We start from the raw sequence: 18,266 nt of genomic DNA on the forward strand, positions 1-18,266 counted from the left end.
GCGCCGGGCAGTGCAGAATGTGCGACGTCACCGCAGTGGTGGTATCGCGACGACCGGGCCTTTTCCGCGAGCCCGGCCATCAACGAAAAGGGGGCTGGTGGTGTCCTGGCAGGAAGAGCTGCGGAATCTGGACGAGGAGCTCGCATCCGGCCGCCTCTCGGCGGACGACTACCGGATCCGCCGCGACCAGGTGCTGTCTTCAGCGGTCGCCTACGGTGACGCTCCGCAGCAGCAGGTCCAGCAGCCCGGCCAGCAGCCACCGCCCGCAGGCCAGCAGCCGCCGCCCGCCACGCAGCACGGTCAGCCCCCGCAGCAGCCCGGCCAGGCCTCGGCCGATTCGACGCAGATCATCGCTCCGGTGAACCCGCCGCAGGGCGGCGACGGCGCCGAGCGCACGCAGGTCGTCCCGTCCTGGCAACAGCAGCAGGCCCAGCAGCCGACCACCGACCCGAACCGCACGCAGGTGGTCCCTCCCACGACCTCGGCGCCCGGTGGTTTCCCCCAGCAGGGCCAGCCGTCCCCCGCCGTCGGCTTCCCTCAGCAGGGTCAGCAGTCGCCGGCAGGTGGTTTCCCCCAGCAGCACGGCTATCAGCACCAGCAGCCCCAGCAAGGCTGGAACGCGCCCGAAGCGGACCCCGCACCGCCCTGGGGCGGCTCGGACTTCCCGCCGATCTCCCCGGTCGGCAGCACGGAATGGGTCAAGCAGGGCCCCGAACTCTTCGACGACAAGCCTCGCGGCAAGGGCAAGAAGGTCGCCATCATCGCGATCGTCGCCGTGCTCGTGCTCGCCGGTCTCGGCGTCGGTGGCTACTTCGCGTTCTTCTCCGGCGGCGGCGATCCGCAGGCGGATGACCCGGCCACTCCGCCACAGAGCCAGTCACAGGCGCCGCCGTCCTCCACGAAACAGCTCACCCCGCAGGAGAAGCTGCTGGAGAGGATCCCTGAGCAGTCGGGTACCGCGGACCCCAAGAGCGGTGTGCTCAAACTCGCCGAGGCCGCTTCGATCACCGGGATGGAACAAGGCGAGATCGACCTCGTCACGGCCGAAGGGGTCAAGGAGGTCATCTACCGGGGCTCGGAGAAGCAGCCGGACGAGGCCGGACCGCAGAAGGCCAAGATCTCGATCACGATCATCCCGCTGAGCAACCCGGGCAGCGCGCAGGACCTGGTGAGCAAGCTTCGGCAGTACCAGAACAGCCACGGGTTCGTGCACATCACCGACACGGTGCTGCCCGGCATCCCGACCAAGGTGAACTTCCACAAGAAGGTCGAGGGCGACAGCGGCGACTACCGCGGCACCTGGGTCTCCGGCAACAACATCATCCGGGTGGACATCCTGCAGAACCCGCTCGGCGGCGGACCCGGCGAGGCCGCCCTGAGCGGCACTTACCAGCGTGCGGTGAAGCAAGGCCTGCTGGAAAACTTCCCCGCCACGAACTGAGTGGGGCAGATGGGGGTCGACCGGCTGCTCTCGACGGTCCTTTCGCTCGCCGAGGACCTGGATTCCCTCAGCGACGAACTGCACTTCGCCTGCCGGGATCTCGCCGACCGCGCGCCGCTCGACCACGGTGCGGCGAACGTGCTCCGGGCGCTCACCCTGCCCTGCGACGCCCGGGTGCTCGAGATCGGCGCCGGCTATGGGGCGCTCACGAGGTATTTGGGCGAGCAGGCCGAGGTCGTGCACGCGATCGAGCCGGACGAAGGCCGCGCGGAAGCGGTCCGGGCGCGGACCGGTGAACTGCGCACCGTCGAGGTGTCCACCGACGATCCGCGGAAGTTGCCGAGCGGTACCGAGTACGACTTGGTGGTCGTCGCCCAGCCGTACGCGACCAGAACCCTTCTGGAGTCCGTGCGGCGGCGGCTGTCGCCCCACGGCGCCGTGGTGGTGACGACCCGCTCCCGAGCGGTCGTGAACACGCTCGCGGACGCCGGGCTGGACGTCACCCGGGAACTCCTCTGCTCGCCTGGACACGAGATCGCCCGCTCGGTGCGGTCGGCGAGGCTCGACGCCGAAGCGCCACGGCTGGCCGCGGCGATCGCGGACGGTCCCGGCCAGGGTCTGCTGCTCCTCGCCGGTCCTGGTGCGGGCGCACTGTGGCCGTCCGACCGGCTCGCGACCTACTTCAACACCACCGAACGCGCCGCGTTCGCCTGCACGCGGGCCGACATCGTCCGGACGTCGGGCGGGGCCGAGGTGCGGCGGGTGCCGCTGCGTCCTTCGACGGCCGTCGCCGGGATTTCCGTCGGCCCGTGGACGGATCCGGTGTACGACGCCTCCACGATCCTCGAGGTCCTGCTGGCCGCACCGGAACGGGCGGGCGACCTGCTGCCCGCCTGGCGCGACTTGCTGCGCGCCGAGGCGGCGCGGGGGGTGCGGGCGCTGTGGGACCTCGTGCCGCACAACGTCGTCGTCGACGGCGAGACCCTGCACCCGATCGACCTCGAATGGCGGCACACCGGCGCGGGTGTCGCCGAGGTGACCGAACGCGGAGTACTGGTGCTGGCCGACAAACTCGCCTCGGCGGACTGGCGGGGAGCGGCGGACGGCGGGACCACGCGGGAACTGGCCGGCTGGCTCGGCGTGCTCGCCGGTCTCGATCCCTCCTTTGTGGACAGTGCGGTCGAGCGCGAGATCGACTTCGCGACGATCGGTTCGTGCGGTGCCGTGCACGGCACCGCCGAGATCCGCGCGGCGATTTCGGACATCTGGCACGCGCGACTGGAGCGAACGGTCCATTCCGCCGAAGACCGGCCAGACGCGGAAGCCGCCGAGTACGGTCGCCTCAGCGACGAGAACAAGGAAGCGAAGCCATGACGAGCCTCTACACCGCCGGTATCGTGACCCCGGGCCGGCCGGTCGGGCATCGGTACGAGCTCCGCGGCTGGACCACCGGCGTCGGCAGCGCCGACGAGATGTCCGTGAGCGTCGCCGGGGTGCCCACGACCGTGGTTCCGGAGGACTGCCCGGACGCGCCCGCCGGCGCGTTCGGCTGGAGAGCGGTGCCGCACGGGTGGCTTCCCGCCGGGCGGCGGGAAGCGGTCGTCTACGGCCCCGGCCAGCGCGTCCTGTCCACGGCCAGCGTCCACATCGGAACGCTGCCCGGTGAGGAACCGTTGTGGATCGGGGAGATCACCACCCCCAGGGCGGGTCAGGTCACCGATGCCCACGTCGCGTACGTCTCCGGCTGGGCACTCCTGCAGGGGCAGGCGCCGAGCTTGATCGAGGTGCAGGTCGAAGGCGGCGGCACCGTGCGTGCCCGCACCCGTCTCCCCCGCGAGGACGTGCACGCGGCACTGCCCGGTTTCGCCGACGCCGGGGTGAGCGGGTTCGAGGCGTGGGTCCCGGTCGACCTGCCCGAGGGCACCGAGCGGACGCTCTCCCTCCGGATCCGGTTCCGCACCGAAGGGGTCGGCGAACACGTCTCTCCCCGGCACACCTTCACTCTGCGGCACGCGGAGGCGGATCCCGACGAAGCCGTGCTCGCCGAGGAGCTGGCCACGGAAACCGCTCGAGTGCTGGCCAGGACCACGGTGCCGGCGGATCCGCGCCACGCACTGGTGTTCACGCACAGTCTCGCCGTCGGCGGCGGACAGCTGTGGCTGCAGGAACTGCTCGGCAGGCTCGTCCGAGACCATGGCTGGCGGGCCGACGTGGTGACCGCGGTGGACGGCCCGCTGCGCGCGGAGTGCCGCGAACTCGGTGTCCCGGTCCACGTCACGACGCACTACCGCACGTCGTCGGTCCCCGAGTACGAAGGTCACGTCGCCGAACTGGCCCGTTTCGCCAAGTTGTCCGGTGCGGGCGTGGCGCTGGTCAACACCCTCGGTGGTTTCGCCGCCGCGGACGCGGCCAACCGCGCCGGGCTCCCGACCGCGTGGGTGATCCACGAGAGTTTCTCCTTGCCCACCTTCGCCTTTCACAACTGGGGCCCGGACAAACCGCCACCCGCGGTCTGGCGACGCTGGGAGTCCACTCTCGCCGAGACCGACAAGCTGCTGTTCGTGGCCGACTCGACGCGGGAGATGTTCCTTCCCTACAGCAAGCCGGAACGGTGCCGGACGGTCCGCTACGGAACCCCGATGTGGACGCTTGGCGGAAGGACTCCGGCCGAGACCCGGCGCAAGGCACGCTCCGACCTCGGCTACTCGCCGGACGACGTGGTGCTGGTGAACGTCGGGATCACGGAGCCACGCAAGGGCCAGGCACCACTGCTGTCGGCGATGCGGCGGATCCGCCGCGTCCACCCCGAGGTGAAGCTCAGCGTCATCGGCCTGCACCCGACCCCGTACGGGCTGGCCATGGAGCGGACGGTCGAGCGGGCCGGGCTCGGGAGGGCCGTCGAGCTGGTGCCGATCCAGCCGGACCCGATGCGCTGGCTCCACGCGGCCGACCTCTTCGTCAACAACTCGGACGTCGAATCACTGCCACGGTCGATCCTCGAAGCCGTCAGCTGCGGAGTCCCGGTCGCGGCGACCGATGTGTTCGGCGCGCGGGAGATGCTCGTCGACGGGGAATCCGGCTGGTTGTTCGAAACCAACGATGTCGACGCCTTGACGGCGACGTTGCTTCGGGCGCTGGAAACACCTCCGGCTCGACGACGAGAAATGGCCGAAGCCGCGTACGAGAAACTCCTGCCGTGGCTCGATCCGGCAGGCTACGCACGGGAATACTCCGAAATCCTGACCGATCTCGCCCACAGCGGGCGCAACAGTGCGGGGGGCGACCGTGCCTGACGAAGAATCCGAGTTCACCGGCCTGCCCGGCCGCGTACAGGCCGAACTGACCCGCTTGCGGGCCGAACGGCAGATGTTCACCGCCGAACAGGACAGATTGAAAGCGAAGCTGACCGGTACGGAGCAGGAACTGCGCGAAGCGACCGCCGACGCCGCGGCGGTCACTTCGCTGCGCGCGGAGCTCGCCGAGTCGGAAGGGCAAGCGGCCGCGCTACGGGAAGAGCTCGACATCGCGAACGCGAGGACGACGGCGTTGGCGGGCGATGTGCTCTTCGCCCGGCATCAGCGTGACTCGATGCGCGCGGAACTCCTGGCGGCTCGCGAAGAACGCGACAGACTACGGCTCGCCTTGCTCGACGCCGAACTCGTGCTGTCCGCGGGGGTCGTCGAGGCGGACATCCTGCCCGGTGGCGAACCGTCCGCGGACCGGCAGCGCATGCTGACCGCGGAACGGGTGGCCGCCGAGATGGCGGGTGAACTCGACGCGACGCGCCGGACCGTCAGCTGGCGGGTCACCGCGCCGCTGCGGCTGGTGCGCAGGAGGATGAACCGGCCGTGACCGACCTCTGTTTCGTCTCCGCCGAGGGCGGCTCGTCCTTCATGGAGGAGCTGCTCGAAGTGGTCGCCGACGCGGTACGTTCGGCGGGTGGGCAGGCTCGGACGGCCGTCGGCAAGTACCCGGAGGCCGGCCCGGACACCGTCTACGTCGTCGTCCCGCACGAGTACTTCGTCATCTCCCCGGACGCCGACTTCCCCACCGCCGAACAGTGCCACCGGACCATCGGGTTCTGTGTGGAACATCCCGGCACCTCGACGTTCGAACGCACCGTCTCGCTCGTCCGCGCGCTGGGCGCCGCGGTCGACATCCACGCCGACGCCACCGCCGAACTGCGACGGCGCGGGGTGCGGGTCGAGCACTTCCAACTCGGCTACACCCCGCTGTGGGATCTGTGGGGCGGCGACCTCGACAGCCCTCGCGACCTCGACGTGACGTACCTTGGCACGGCCGAACGCCGCCGGTCGGCACTGCTCGGCTCGTACGCGCGTGACCTCGCCGGGCTGCGGACGCGGCTGCTGACCCCACCGCACGAACCGATGACCACCGCTCGCGTCGATTTCCTGCCCGGCAAGGCGAAGTTCGAGCACCTCGCCCGGTCCCGGTTCCTGCTGAACCTGCATCGGGAGCGGAAGCAGACCCTGGAATGGGTCCGCACCCTCGAAGCGATGACCAACGGCTGTGTGGTGATCAGCGAGACTTCGGCCGACATCGAGCCGCTGGTCCCCGGCGAACACCTGGTGATCGCGCGGGCGGAGTCACTGGGCACCGTCGCGGCGGCGCTGGCCGCGGAACCCGGACGCGAACGCCGTCTCCGAGCGGCGGCGTATGACTTCGTGCGTTCACTAGACATGGGGCCATCGGCCCGGATGCTGATCGAAGTGGCTTCATCGCTCGTCCGCGGCGCCACCGCGGCGCCGCAGACGGACGTCGCCTCGGCACGGCGGCTCGCGTCGACCCTGCGCAGCCCGGCGAACGCACTCGCGATCGACACCTCGTCATTCGACGTGCGCTTCGCCGGGGATCGTTCGGTGCGGGGCACCGCCTCCCCCGAAGGCCTGGTGGCTTCGGCGCGGCTCAGGCGTCAGGTCGAGGGGGCGCGGCGGGTCGCTTCGCGGCGCTGGGAGCCCGCGACGGCCTCCTTGGCGGGCTCCGCCGATGTCGACGTGCTGATCGTGCGCCGGACCGGCGAAGCCGACCCGGACGAGCTGGCGAACGACCTGCTCACCGGTGGCGTGGCGCCGCGGAAGGTACTCGTCGGCGAGGACGGCGTGCACCCGTGGCCGCGCCCGCGCCCGTACGACGTCCTGCTGCACGGCACCCCGCTCGGCCGCGGGCTCACCCGGAACTCGCTGCTGGAACGTTCGACGGCGTCGTGGCTGCTGGTGCTCGACGGCGGGATGCGCGCTTCGGAGTTCCTGCTGGAACGGCTGCTCGCCGCCTCGGAAGGTGCCGACGTCGTGCACTGCCCGGTCGCGGATCCGGTGGACGGCCTGGTCGGCGCGCTGCCGCCGGAGGAGCGGCGCCTGCGGACGCTGCCGTACCTCGGCAGCGGGTATCTGGTGCGGCGGTCGCTGATCGACGAGTTCGGCGGGTGGAACTCCGAGGTCCTGTTCGAGGGTCTGGAAGACCACCTGTTCTGGCGGCGGGTGGCCGCCGCGTCGCGGCCGACGGCGCTGGTGCAGCAGGTGCTGCTGCGGCGGCTGCGGCCGGATCCGGACTCGCGGCCGATGGACGTCGACCCGCATCGGGTGTGGGCGGCGGTGGACAGCGCTCTGTAGCTCCTCCAGGGCGCGATCTTCGTCCGTTCGAGTGAGTTTAGGCCGTGTCGGTGAACGTCCTCCCCCGGTGACGCGCCTTATGAGCAGAGCATCGGAGCGTTCGATGCTGGACGAGGAGGAGCCGCATGGCCTGGGAAATCGCCCTGGTCGCCGCGCTGGCCGTCGTATTCGTCATACGGCTCGCGCTTCAGCTGAAGCGCGGCTGACCGCTTTCGGACCGTTAGCCCGCTCCCGCGGCGCACGAGTGGGATGAACGGGGCTTCAATCTCGGATTTCGCGAGGAAAGCCCCGTTCATCCCACGGCCGCCCGCCGTCCCAGCCGCAGTTGTGGAATCTGCCGCGCATGGGCCCCGCCGGCCGGGCGATTCACCGGGAAAAGCGGTGGACCGTCTTCCCGTAGTTGTTTCTTGACGTGAATCGTCTTGTACCCCGTCGTCAGATAGCCCTCGTTCTTGAGTTTCACCATCTCAGAGTGCACCGAAGCGGGGGACGCCCCGATCGCGGACGCGATATCCGCGTGGTTCAACCCCACGTCGATGACGACGTGGTCTTCTGCGGGGATTCCGTAGACCACCTGCAGGCGAGCCAGGAACGCCGTCAGCCTGCTCCGGACCTTGGCCGGCGCGAAGCCCAGCGCGACGTCACGGCGCCGTGCCCGGAAGGCCAGGACCTCGGCGGCCGCGCCCATCGCCTGCTTGTTGTCGTGAAGAAAGCCGCGAAAGGTCTTCTGCGGGACTTCGAGCACGCGGGCCGGCTTTGTGGCGACGTAGGCGAGGTGGCTCGAACGGCCGACAAGGCAGTCCTCGATGCCGAGAAGGTCACCGGTGCCGAGCAGGTCGACGATCATCGGCGAAGTGTCGCCCTGTGCCGTACGCAGCACTTTCACGAAGCCCGACTGCACGACGAGCACCGGTGGGGCCGGATCCGCCTGATTCGCCAGGTTCGTGCCCGCCGCGTGGTCGACGTATCTGCCGAGGTCGATCAGCCGACGCCGCTGCCGGTCGGTGATCGTCTCCAGGAAGGACCGGCTCATCAGCCCACCACCGCCGCGAACGCGTAGAGGATGGCCGGAAGACCCGCCACCAAGGCCGTCACCGCGCCGATGACCCTGGCGGGCTGGGCGACTTTCCCGGCGAGCAGGAGCCGGGTCAGGATCGCGGCGAAAACGATGTAGGCGAGAACGACGACGCCCGCGGTGATCACCAGCAGGGGATCAGAAGTATTCGACGCCAATAGTGACTCCCAGTGAGAAGAAAGCGTTCTTGAAGCTTTTTCAAGTTCTTGCCCGGCCGGGTGAGAATCACGTCCAGTAGGTGACGCAATCGCACGGCCACACCTTCGAAGACTAGTGCTCAGCGGCATTGCGAGAAAGCAACGCGCTACCCGCGGCACCCTTACAGGGAGCCCCCATTCGTCCATTTCGCAACGGAAAGTGACAGTCGTTTCGGGTATGACCGACGAGGAAAATCACGGACCGTACACGAGAAAGCCGTCAGTTTTCGCGGATCACGGCCGAAAACAGTGGGAAATCAGGGTTAGCAGTACGGACATATCATTGAGACTTGTCCACCGGGAATAATCGGCGGCGTTGCCGAGTCCGAGGTTTCCCCAGGTCGACGCGAGGATGAATCGGAGACCTTGATGCACGTGCAGATGCACGACCTCGCGAGGCTCACCGACCCCAGGAGGCGATCGGCGGTCATTTAACGGAGGGTCAACGATCCGTCGTCTTCGATCACGCCCAGTGATCCGAAAGGAACTTCGGCAATCTCAGCTTTTTGGGGGAATCCCACCCTGGCCGGATAACGCGCGGCGAGGAGCTGCGATCAGGCGCGACGGGGGCTGACCAGGCCGGACTCGTAGGCCAGCACCACCAGCTGCGCCCGGTCACGCGCCCCGATCTTGGTCATGATGCGGCTGACGTGCGTGCGCGCGGTGGCCGTCGAGATCACCAGATGCGCGGCGATCTCGTCGTTCGACATACCGCCCGCGACCAGGCCGAGGACCTCACGTTCGCGGTCGGTGATCTCGCGGACGGCGCTCACGTCGATGCGGCGGTTCTCCGGCCGGTCGACGAACTCCGCGATCAGCCGCCGGGTCACGGTCGGCGCCAGCAACGCCTCGCCCGCGGCGACCACCTTCAGCGCCCGCAGCAGTTCCACCGGGTCGGTGTCCTTCAGCAGGAACCCGCTCGCGCCGGCGCGCAACGCCTCGTAGACGTACTCGTCGACGTCGAAAGTGGTCAGGACCAGAACCTTCACTCCGGCCAGCTCGGGGTTCGCGGTGATCCTGCGGGTCGCTTCGAGCCCGTCGACGCCGGGCATCCGGACGTCCATCACCACGATGTCCGGCTGGTGCTCGACGGCGGCCGCGACGGCCTGTTCACCGTCACCCGCCTCGGCAAGGACCTCGAAGCCGTCTTCGGTCTCCAGCAACAACCGGAAACCGGCGCGCACCAGCGCCTGGTCGTCGGCGAGGACCACCCGGATCGTCATCGTTCCCCCTCGATCGGTAAAACCACGCGAACCTGGAACCCGCCATCCACCACGGTCGTCGTGAGCGCGCCACCCAGCGCCGCCGCCCGTTCGGACATCCCGCGCAGGCCGTTCCCGGGCGCGGGTTCGACGGCGCCACGGCCATCGTCGCGGACGAGCAGCGTCAGCGCACCGGTTTTCCGCTCGAATCCGATATCGACGCCGCGCGCCTGGTTCGCGTGGCGGACCACGTTCGTCAGCGATTCCTGCAGGATCCGGTACGCGGCACCGTCGACGGGGGCGGGCAGCTCACCCGGTTCGCCGTCGACGCGGACCTCCAGCCCGGCGGCCCGCGCGTGCTCGAACAGCTCGCCGGCCTGGGCCAGGCTCGGCGCGGGCGCCTTGTCCTCGCCGGAACGCAGCACGGCCAGCGTCGCACGAAGGTCCTTCAGCGCCGAAGCGCTCGCCTCCTTGATGTTCAGCAACGCTTCTTTCGCCTGCTCGGGACGCCGGTCCGCGACGTGCGCGGCGACCCCGGCCTGGACGTTGATCATCGCGAGGCTGTGCGCGACGACGTCGTGCACCTCGCGGGCGATGGTGAGCCGCTCCTGCTCGGCCATCCGGTGCCGGTGCTCGTCGGCCTGCTCGCGCCGGGCCCGCGCCGCGGCCAGCCCGTTGCGCACCGCCGTCCCGATCCCGACGACCGCGATCACCCACACGACACCCAGCCCGGCCCGCGCGTCGAAGGAATCGAATCCGTGCCGGACGAACAACGCGACGCCGGCGGCCACGAGCAGCGATCCGCCGGTGATCCCGGCGACGAGCGGCCCGCGGACCTTGGTGAGCACGAACAACGCGATCGTCGGCAGCACGATCGCCGGACCGCCGGGGTTGCCGGAGGCGTAGTAGCCCAGTGTCAGCGCCGAGGTGAGCAGGAAGATCGGCATCGGGAACCGGTGGACGAGCAGCAACGGCAGCGCGATCGCGACCAGCCAGAGGGCGCCGAACGTGGTCAGCGCCTGCGCGCCCGGTTGCCAGCGGGCGGCACTGCTCGTGGCGCCGAGGACGAACCCCAGCGGCAGCACCACGCGCAGCACACGGCCCACCCAGTGACTCCACGGATACCGTTCTTTCAGCAGCACAGGACGAAAACTACCTGGGGTCGAGGCGTACCGCGTCCGTTGAAAAGCGGCTTCTCGGCTACGCCGCGTGCGGTAGCCGGCGCAGGACCGACGTCATCATCAGCACCCCACCGATCACCTGCACCGCCAGCACGAGCACCCGCCCCAGCCCGGGCGAACCCATGCCGAACGCGCTGAACAGGCCCCAGGCCCCCGAGCCCGCCATCACCCCGGCGCCGGTCCACACCAGCACCAGCCGCGGCCAGAACCGTCCACGCGACACCGAAGCCAAGGCCACCGTGGCGAACACACTGAGCAAAGCGACCACGACGTCCTGGCCGCGAGCCGACAAGCCGCCGGAGCCGAACGCCCAGCTCCCGTAGCCGATCGCGGAAACGAGCGCGGCGGCGATGCCGAGTCCGCCCGCCACACCGATCGTGCCCGGCCGCACGGTGCCGGTGACGACGAACCACCAGCGATCGCGGGCGTAGAGCACGAACGCGGTCAGCAGCAGGATGCCTTGCCAAGCGAAACCGCCGTAGACGACGGCCCAGACCCAGTTCTCCAGTGGCATCTCGGCCAGTTGCGCGTGCGCCAGCTCGGTGACGATCACCGGGAGGTTCAGCACGATCGGCGCGAGCAGGCCGGTGCCGATCCAGATCGGGAACAGCACGAGCGGCGCGGGGATCCGGCGGCCCCAGGAGTAGGTGAACGCCAGCGCGAGCACCACCGCGACGACGTCCATCCCGCCGGTGAGCAGGTTCGCGAAGAGCATCAGCTCGGAGTCCACAAAGGACGGATCGCGGAGGCCGAGGCCGCCTCCCGTGACCCAGGACGCCTTGAGCGTCAGATACGGAAGCGTGCCCAGGATCGCGGCGTAGCAGATGATCAGGCGGGCACTGGAGATCTTGGGGGCGGCGACTGCTGCGGTCATGTCCTCAGCGTCGGCTTTCACGCCGCGGAAAGAATCCCCCGCGAGCCTGGTTCGCCTCCCTCCTCAGAAGGAGCTGGGCAGTTTCGCCGCGGTTTCCTCGTCCGCCGGGGTGCGCGTCGCCGGCGAAATCTCCGAACGCCGTCCGAAGTACAGGTAGGAGAACTCGAACCGCAGCAGGCCGACATCCGGATGCAGGTGCTACTCGAGCACAATTCTTTCGGTGGAGACGTCGTGCTCCTTTCACATCCGCTCGAAGACTTCGGACTCACCGTGCTGCTGGAGTGGGCGGACCTCGGCGTGCTCGATTCCGCGCCGGGGATGCTGCTGTGCGGTCTCGGTCAGGGCCTCGCGATGAGGACGGTGTTCCGGATCGTCCTCCCCGAAGGTGCCGCCGGAGATCGCCGGGGTCGGCAGCGGGATGCGGACGACGTCGCAGCAGGCGGCGATGGCACTGGGCGTGGCGACGTTGGGGACGTTGTCCGCCTCCGTCGGCGCGGGCCCGCTCGGGATGAAGGGCGCGTTCGCCCTGGTCATCGGGATTCAGGCGGTGCTGACGGTCGGTGTGATCACGGTGGCGCGACGGCTGCCCGATCCGCGGGGCTGAGAAAGTTCGATTTCACCCGTCGGAGTTGTGGCTCGCCGAGCGACGATGGGGATGTGACGGAACCACGGGTGCATCGGGACCCGGCCTTCGCGCTGCTGTCGCTGTACGAGACGGCGTTGCCGGAGGTCTACGGGTACCTGCTGTCCCGGTGCGGTGATCGCACCCTCGCCGAGGAACTGACGTCGGAGACTTTCCTCGGCGCGGTGAGGGCCTGTCGCAAGGAATACGCGCCTGCGGTGAGCACCGGGTGGCTGATCGGCGTCGCCCGGCACAAGCTCGCCGATCACTGGCGACGTAAGGAACGCGAGGAACGCGGGCTACGGCTCGTCCACGAGGAAGAGGTCCACACCGATCCTTGGGACGAGCGGCTGGACGCGCTCCTGGCGCGCGAAGTGCTCGCGTCGCTCGGGGCGCACCACCGAGCCGCGTTGACGCTTCGCTATGTCGACGGCCTCCCGGTACCGGAGGTCGCCGTCCATCTGGGGCGCACGGTGCACGCCACCGAGGCGTTGCTCGTGCGGGCCCGTGCCGCGTTCCGGCGTGCTTATCAGGAGAAGGAGGGTCGCGATGCCTGATCCGTTCGACGCGCTTCGCGCGCCCTCACAGCGTGTCGATCCCGACCCGCTCTTCGCCGCCGAACTGCGCGACAACCTGCGTCGCGCCGTCTTGAACGGAGCCGAGATGACCGAAACACTGGCGGAACCACGTTCCCTGACGCCGTACCTGGTGGTGACCGACGCCCGCGCCGCGCTCGACTTCTACGTGGAGGTGTTCGGGGCGCGGCACCGGGCCGAGCCGATCGTGATGGAGGACGGCCGGGTCGGGCACGCGGAACTGGCCATCGGGGACAGCGTGCTGATGCTCGCGGAGGAGTTCCCCGAACTGGGCAATGTGGTGGCGGCCGCCGGTGGCCCGCTGATCCGGGTCGAGGTGCCGGACGTGCACGCGGCCGCGCGGCGGGCCGTTGAACTGGGCGGGGAACTGGAACGTACCGTCTCGGACGAAGGCCATGGGCTGAGCGGGACGATCAAGGATCCGTACGGGCAGCGGTGGCTGGTGGCGCAAGCCGCTCCGCGTTCTTCGTCCGGTGCGGCGCCGATCCGGCACGGCGAAGCGGGCTACTTCACCTTCCAGGTCCCGGACGACGCACGCGCGAAGGCGTTCTACGGCGCCGTCCTCGGCTGGCAGTTCTCCCCCGGACGGGTCGAAGGTGGTTGGGGCGTCGAAGGTTCCGGCCTGCAAGGCGGGCTTTGGGGCGGCCCAGGACGGCAGGTGGGCTGGAAGGTCATGTACGCCGTCGACGACCTGGCCGCCGCCCTCGACCATGTCCGGGCTCAGGGTGGCCAGGCAGGCGAAACCGAACAGCAGCCCTACGGCCTGAGCGCCGACTGCACGGACGACCAGGGCATCGAATTCTGGCTCTGGGAACAGCCGCGCTCTTAAAGTCACCACCCCGGCCCCCACCCGTCCCAGGGGGGCGACCCCAAAGCCAGTCTATCGCCGATGGGGGACGGGAAGTGGGGCTGAGGCGAGTTGTCCACAGGTGGAAGGCATTGTGGACAACTGGGACTGGGGGTTCAGGGTCCCGGCGAAGTCGAGGTTTTGCAGGTCAGGCGGTTATTCGTCGCTGCGTGAGGCTGACGATGTAGGAATTGGGACGATGAGTGTCCCGATTCCTACATCGTCGCGAGGTCACCGGTTGCGGAGCTTGATCGACAAGGGTTCAGGAAGACATGCCCTCGGCACACGCCGAGCGGGGGAAGATTTCGAACGTTCAACGTCCCAAATCTTCCCCGCTCGGCCCTCGAGGCACTAGCGATGCCAAGTCCTGATTACCAACAGCAGCGCTGACCAGCAGCTCTGCGACTTTGCCGGGACCCTGACTTTGAGGGTAGGGAAGGAGGCCTTCACGGCACGATCCGGGCAGGTCAGCGACCGGCGGCGTAGCCCTGCATCCCCCGCGCGTTGGCGGCGGCGCGGAGAACTCCGCCGGAACGCGAAACGGCCGAAAGTCGTCCCAGCGCCCAAGGTCCGGCATCGACGACAGCGTGTCCACGTGCGGCCAGAGCGTCCATTGTGGACTGGCCGAGCCGCGACTCGACCACGAGTTCCCGCGGTGTCCACGAGCGCGGATAGAACGAACTCGGGAACGCGGTCGTATGCCACGCTGGCGAGTCGATCGACTCCTGCAGGTTCAGCCCACCGAGGGTGTGCGCCAGCCAGAAACACAGCTGCCACTGGTCCTGCTGGTCCCCGCCGGGCGTCCCGAACGCCAGCACCGGCTCGCCGTCGCGCAGGCCCATCGACGGCGAAAGCGTGATACGTGGCCGTTTCCGCGGCGCCAGCGAGTTCGGCAGGCCCTGTTCCAGCCAGAACATCTGCCCACGGGAGTCGAGACAGAAACCGAGTTCCGGAATCGTCGGACTCGACTGCAGCCAGCCACCCGACGGTGTCACCGAGATCATGTTCCCCGCCGCGTCGACGACGTCGATGTGCACGGTGTCGCCCCGGGTCTCACCCAGCGGCCCGACCGTCGGCTCCCCCGTCGCGCCGGAACCGGATTCGATACCACGCAGCTTTTCAAGGATCGCGGGCAGTCGCGGCGAGGGCCCACCCGGCCGGAGTCCGGCGGACGCCTCTTCGGTGATCAAGGCGCGGCGGGTATCCGCGTATTCGCGGGAGATCAGCAATTCGATCGGCACGTCGGGGGAATCCCCGTACCAGGCCTCGCGGTCGGCGAACGCCAGTTTCGCCGCCTCGACGGCCAAGTGCACCGTGCGTTCCGTCGGAATTCCGTCCACATAGGACAGTTCGTCACGCAGGCCGTCCAGTAGCCGAGCCTGCTGCAGCAACGCGGGCCCCTGGGTCCAGGCGCCCATTTTCACCAGGCCCCAGTCACCGAAGTCGACCTGCAACGCCTCTTCGTACGTCGCTTCCCCGCCCGCGATGTCCTCGCCGGTGAGGAGACCGGCGTGATCGCGGCCGGAGTCGTCGCGGAAAGCCTTCCGGCCGAACGCCTCGATCGCTTCGGCGACGAAACCCTGCGACCACGCGTGCCGTCCGGCGTCGATCTGTGCCTCGCGGCCGCTGACCGACTCGGCCTCGGCGAGCAACCGCTCCCAGGTGTCCGCGAGAGCCGGGTTGCGGTGCGGTCCCTGGGCGGGCTCGCCGTCGGGGAGCCACAGCGCCGCCGACGTCGGCCAATGCTCGGTGAACAGGTCCCGCACCGCGCGGATCGTGTCGCCGACCCGGCTGACCAGCGGAATCCCGTTGCGCGCATATGAAATCGCGTAGCCGAGCACGTCGCGCAAAGACTTCGTGCCGTGATCCCGCAGGAGCAGTAGCCAGCCGTCCCACGCCCCCGGCACGGTCGCGGGGAGCAGGCCGCTGCCGGGGATCAGATCGAGACCGAGGTCCGCGAAACGCTCCGGTGTCGCGGCCGCGGGCGAGACGCCTTGACCCGCGAGGACCCGGGGCGTCCGGTCCTTCGCGGTGACGAAGATGCCGGGAACCTGCCCCGCCGGGCCGCACAGATGCGGCTCGGCGATCTGCAGGACGAACCCGGCCGCTACCGCCGCGTCGAAGGCGTTGCCGCCGTTTTCCAGCACCGCCATCCCGGTGGCCGAGGCCAGCCAATGCGTCGATGCCACCATGCCGTGGGTGCCGGCCAGTTCCGGCCTGGTCGTGAACACCCAGCCGATACTACGCTTGGCTAACTACTTTTTCAGTCCCAGCAGTTGAAGAGGGCTCCGCCCAGGTTGCCCTGGTGTCCTGAAAGGGTCCTTCAGGACACCCCCGGAAGGCAGGTGGGTCAGGAGACGGCGACCTTCCGCCGCAGCGCCGCCCGCGGTCGCCCGACGCCCTGCCACGACAGGCCGGCGTCCAGGATCCGTTGCGGCTCCAGGAGGTTGCGTGTGTCGACGACCGAGTCGCCGTCCATCTGCTCGGCCATGTAGTTCCAGTCGAGCCGGTTGAACTCGTCCCACTCCGTCAGCACGACGACGGCGTCGGCCGCCTTCGCGACCTGGTACGCGTCGTCGACCACGGTCATCCCGGCGATCTGGCCGCCGACGGCGGGGTCGTAGGCGGTCAGCTCCGCCCCGAGCGCGCCCAGCACGGAAGCGACCGCGAGGGCGGGCGAGTCACGCAGGTCGTTCGTCCCGGCCTTGAACGCCAGTCCGAGGACGCCGATCCGCGAACCGGCCAGCGTGCCGCCGACGGCGCCGGCGATCTTCGCGACGATCCGGTCCCGCTGCGCGATGTTCTCCTCGATCGCCGAGGTCAGCAGCGTGAAGTCGTACTGGACGGACTCGGCGACCTTGACCAGCGCGCTGGTGTCCTTCGGCAGGCAAGAACCGCCCCAGCCGGGGCCGGGCTTGAGGAACGAGCGGCCGATGCGGCGGTCGTAGCCCATCCCTTCGGTGACCAGGTCGATGTCCGCGCCGAGGCGTTCGCACAGTTCGGCGATCGAGTTCACATAGGACAATTTCATCGCGAGGAAGCAGTTCGCCGCGTACTTCACCAGTTCTGCGCTGGCCGCGTCGGCGATGACGACCGGGGCGGCGAGATCGGCGTAGAGATCGCCGACCCAGCGCGCCGCCTCGACGTCGTCCGAACCCACGACGATCCGGTCCGGGCCGAGGAAGTCCTCCACCGCGGTGCCCTCGCGCAGGAACTCGGGGTTCGACACGACCGGCACGTCCGTGCGGCCGAGCATCGCCTGGATGCGCTTCGACGTCCCCACCGGAACGGTTGATTTGGTGATCAGCGCACAACCCGGCGGAATGACGTCACCGATCTCGGTGGTCACGGCTTCGACGGCCCGCAGGTCCGCCGAACCGCCCGCGCCCATCGGGGTCGGCACACAAAGGAAAATGGCCTCCGCGTCGCGGACCGCGTTCCGCGCGCCGACCACGAACTCGAGTCTTCCGCTGGTCAGTCCCCTCGACACCAGCTCGGACAGTCCCGGCTCCAGGATGTCCACTCGTCCGGCGGAGAGCCTTGCGACCTTCGCCTGGTCGACATCGACGCAAGTGACTCGATGCCCCAGGCCTGCCAGGCAGGCCCCCGTGGTCAATCCGACGTAACCGGTCCCCACCACCACGATCCGAGCAGCGCTCATGGTGCTGAAGGTGACAGCCTGAGTTGACCTCCGAGCGAACGGAATGCTTCGGGCCCGAATACTCCTCACGACATGCTGCGCACCGACGTGAGCCAGCACACCCACCCCGCCGATGCGAACGAGCGTTAACCTAGGGAACGGTTGTCGACGAAAGGGAGAACATGCAGATCACCGATACCGCGGCGCTCGTCACGGGTGGCGCGTCCGGGCTCGGCGGTGCGACCGCGAAGGCGCTCGCGGCGAAGGGCGCGCGGGTCTTCGCGCTGGACCTCGCCGGTGCCATCGCCAACGCCGAGCAGGTCGAGGGCATCACCTACGTCGAGGCCGACGTGACCGACCCGGAGCAGGTGCGGACCGCCGTCGCGACCGCCGCCGAGTCCGGGGTGCCGTTGCGGACCGTGGTGAACTGCGCCGGGATCGGACCGTCCGCGCGGATCCTTTCGAAGAAGGGCCCGCACGACCTCGCCCTGTTCGCGAAGGTCGTCCAGATCAACCTGATCGGCTCCTTCAACGTGCTGACGCTGGCCTCCGAGGCCATCGCCAAGACCGAGCCGCTGGCCGACAACGCGCGCGGCGTCATCATCAACACCGCGTCGATCGCGGCCTACGACGGCCAGATCGGACAGGTGGCATACTCGTCGTCCAAGGGCGGCATCGTCGGGATGACCCTGCCCGCCGCCCGCGACCTCGCGTCGCACGGCATCCGGGTGCTGACCATCGCGCCGGGCATCGTCGACACCCCGATGCTGGCGACCGTAAGCGACGAGTTCCGTGCTTCGCTGGCCGAAGGCGTTCCGTTCCCGAAGCGGCTCGCGCGGCCGGACGAGTACGCGCAGCTCGCGCTGTCGCTGATCGACCACGACTACCTGAACGGTGAGGTCGTCCGGATGGACGGCTCGCTGCGCATGGCCCCTCGCTGAGCCGCTCCCCGTGAGATGAA

General features: G+C 69.2%; 16 protein-coding genes and 1 pseudogene. 8 read left to right on the plus strand and 9 right to left on the minus strand.

The genetic code is table 11. From position 1 onward, the window contains the following. Positions 1-97: 97 nt before the first annotated feature. From ACM6LU_RS05330 to ACM6LU_RS05350, 5 genes are read left to right on the plus strand one after another with little or no spacing between them, the layout of a single operon-like run. A complete protein-coding gene (locus tag ACM6LU_RS05330) occupies positions 98-1,441 on the plus strand; it encodes a flagellar basal body-associated protein FliL (RefSeq protein WP_414936413.1) in 1,344 nt (447 codons plus the stop codon). 9 nt (positions 1,442-1,450) lie between these two features. Beyond that, the gene (locus ACM6LU_RS05335; protein ID WP_414936414.1) at positions 1,451-2,815 is read left to right on the plus strand and encodes a class I SAM-dependent methyltransferase; all 1,365 of its coding nucleotides are present in this window, start codon (positions 1,451-1,453) and stop codon (positions 2,813-2,815) included. Continuing rightward, entirely contained in the window at positions 2,812-4,734 is a 1,923-nt protein-coding gene (locus ACM6LU_RS05340) for a glycosyltransferase family 4 protein (protein ID WP_414936415.1), read from the plus strand. The genes ACM6LU_RS05335 and ACM6LU_RS05340 overlap by 4 nt, the downstream gene beginning before the upstream one ends. After that, positions 4,727-5,293, plus strand: coding sequence for a hypothetical protein (locus tag ACM6LU_RS05345; RefSeq protein WP_414936416.1), 567 nt, complete (start codon positions 4,727-4,729; stop codon positions 5,291-5,293). The genes ACM6LU_RS05340 and ACM6LU_RS05345 overlap by 8 nt, the downstream gene beginning before the upstream one ends. After that, positions 5,290-7,071 (plus strand): glycosyltransferase, encoded by a 1,782-nt coding sequence (locus ACM6LU_RS05350; RefSeq protein ID WP_414936417.1) that lies wholly within the window; start codon positions 5,290-5,292, stop codon positions 7,069-7,071. Before ACM6LU_RS05345 ends, ACM6LU_RS05350 begins: the two co-directional genes overlap by 4 nt. A gap of 292 nt (positions 7,072-7,363) precedes the next feature. On the opposite strand, the gene ACM6LU_RS05355 is transcribed toward ACM6LU_RS05350, so the two are convergent. From ACM6LU_RS05355 to ACM6LU_RS05385, 7 genes and pseudogenes are all read right to left on the minus strand, one after another. After that, positions 7,364-8,104: a Crp/Fnr family transcriptional regulator gene (locus ACM6LU_RS05355; RefSeq protein WP_414936418.1), complete on the minus strand. Its 741-nt coding sequence runs from the start codon at positions 8,102-8,104 to the stop codon at positions 7,364-7,366. Then, a complete protein-coding gene (locus tag ACM6LU_RS05360; protein WP_414936419.1) occupies positions 8,104-8,304 on the minus strand; it encodes a hypothetical protein in 201 nt (66 codons plus the stop codon). Before ACM6LU_RS05360 ends, ACM6LU_RS05355 begins: the two co-directional genes overlap by 1 nt. Before the next feature lie 593 nt (positions 8,305-8,897). After that, positions 8,898-9,566, minus strand: coding sequence for a response regulator (locus ACM6LU_RS05365; protein WP_414936420.1), 669 nt, complete (start codon positions 9,564-9,566; stop codon positions 8,898-8,900). Next, positions 9,563-10,687: a sensor histidine kinase gene (locus ACM6LU_RS05370; RefSeq protein WP_414936421.1), complete on the minus strand. Its 1,125-nt coding sequence runs from the start codon at positions 10,685-10,687 to the stop codon at positions 9,563-9,565. The genes ACM6LU_RS05365 and ACM6LU_RS05370 overlap by 4 nt, the downstream gene beginning before the upstream one ends. Positions 10,688-10,745: 58 nt before the next feature. Then, positions 10,746-11,600, minus strand: a complete 855-nt coding sequence (locus ACM6LU_RS05375) for a hypothetical protein (protein ID WP_414936422.1) — start codon at positions 11,598-11,600, stop codon at positions 10,746-10,748. A 63-nt stretch (positions 11,601-11,663) separates the two neighbouring features. Further along, positions 11,664-11,867, minus strand: a pseudogene (locus ACM6LU_RS05380) (XRE family transcriptional regulator); the annotation flags it as partial. Further along, on the minus strand, positions 11,841-12,134 hold the full coding sequence (locus ACM6LU_RS05385) for a hypothetical protein (RefSeq protein ID WP_414937136.1): 294 nt from the start codon (positions 12,132-12,134) through the stop codon (positions 11,841-11,843). The pseudogene ACM6LU_RS05380 and the gene ACM6LU_RS05385, both read right to left, overlap by 27 nt. Before the next feature lie 123 nt (positions 12,135-12,257). Here ACM6LU_RS05385 and ACM6LU_RS05390 point away from each other — a divergent pair, with 123 nt between their 5' ends. Next, entirely contained in the window at positions 12,258-12,779 is a 522-nt protein-coding gene (locus tag ACM6LU_RS05390) for an RNA polymerase sigma factor (protein WP_414936423.1), read from the plus strand. Beyond that, positions 12,772-13,647 (plus strand): VOC family protein, encoded by an 876-nt coding sequence (locus ACM6LU_RS05395; RefSeq protein WP_414936424.1) that lies wholly within the window; start codon positions 12,772-12,774, stop codon positions 13,645-13,647. Before ACM6LU_RS05390 ends, ACM6LU_RS05395 begins: the two co-directional genes overlap by 8 nt. A 485-nt stretch (positions 13,648-14,132) precedes the next feature. Here ACM6LU_RS05395 and ACM6LU_RS05400 read toward each other — a convergent pair whose 3' ends face one another. Both ACM6LU_RS05400 and ACM6LU_RS05405 read right to left on the minus strand, forming a co-directional pair. After that, the gene (locus ACM6LU_RS05400) at positions 14,133-15,896 is read right to left on the minus strand and encodes a gamma-glutamyltransferase family protein (protein WP_414936425.1); all 1,764 of its coding nucleotides are present in this window, start codon (positions 15,894-15,896) and stop codon (positions 14,133-14,135) included. A 119-nt stretch (positions 15,897-16,015) separates the two neighbouring features. Next, entirely contained in the window at positions 16,016-17,326 is a 1,311-nt protein-coding gene (locus tag ACM6LU_RS05405; protein ID WP_414936426.1) for a UDP-glucose dehydrogenase family protein, read from the minus strand. Between the two features lie 161 nt (positions 17,327-17,487). Here ACM6LU_RS05405 and ACM6LU_RS05410 point away from each other — a divergent pair, with 161 nt between their 5' ends. After that, positions 17,488-18,246, plus strand: coding sequence for an SDR family NAD(P)-dependent oxidoreductase (locus tag ACM6LU_RS05410; protein WP_101611665.1), 759 nt, complete (start codon positions 17,488-17,490; stop codon positions 18,244-18,246). Positions 18,247-18,266: the final 20 nt, after the last annotated feature.

Origin of the sequence: Amycolatopsis sp. cmx-11-51, assembly GCF_047608665.1 — a bacterium.
In the GTDB taxonomy this organism is placed as follows: Bacteria; Actinomycetota; Actinomycetes; order Mycobacteriales; family Pseudonocardiaceae; genus Amycolatopsis.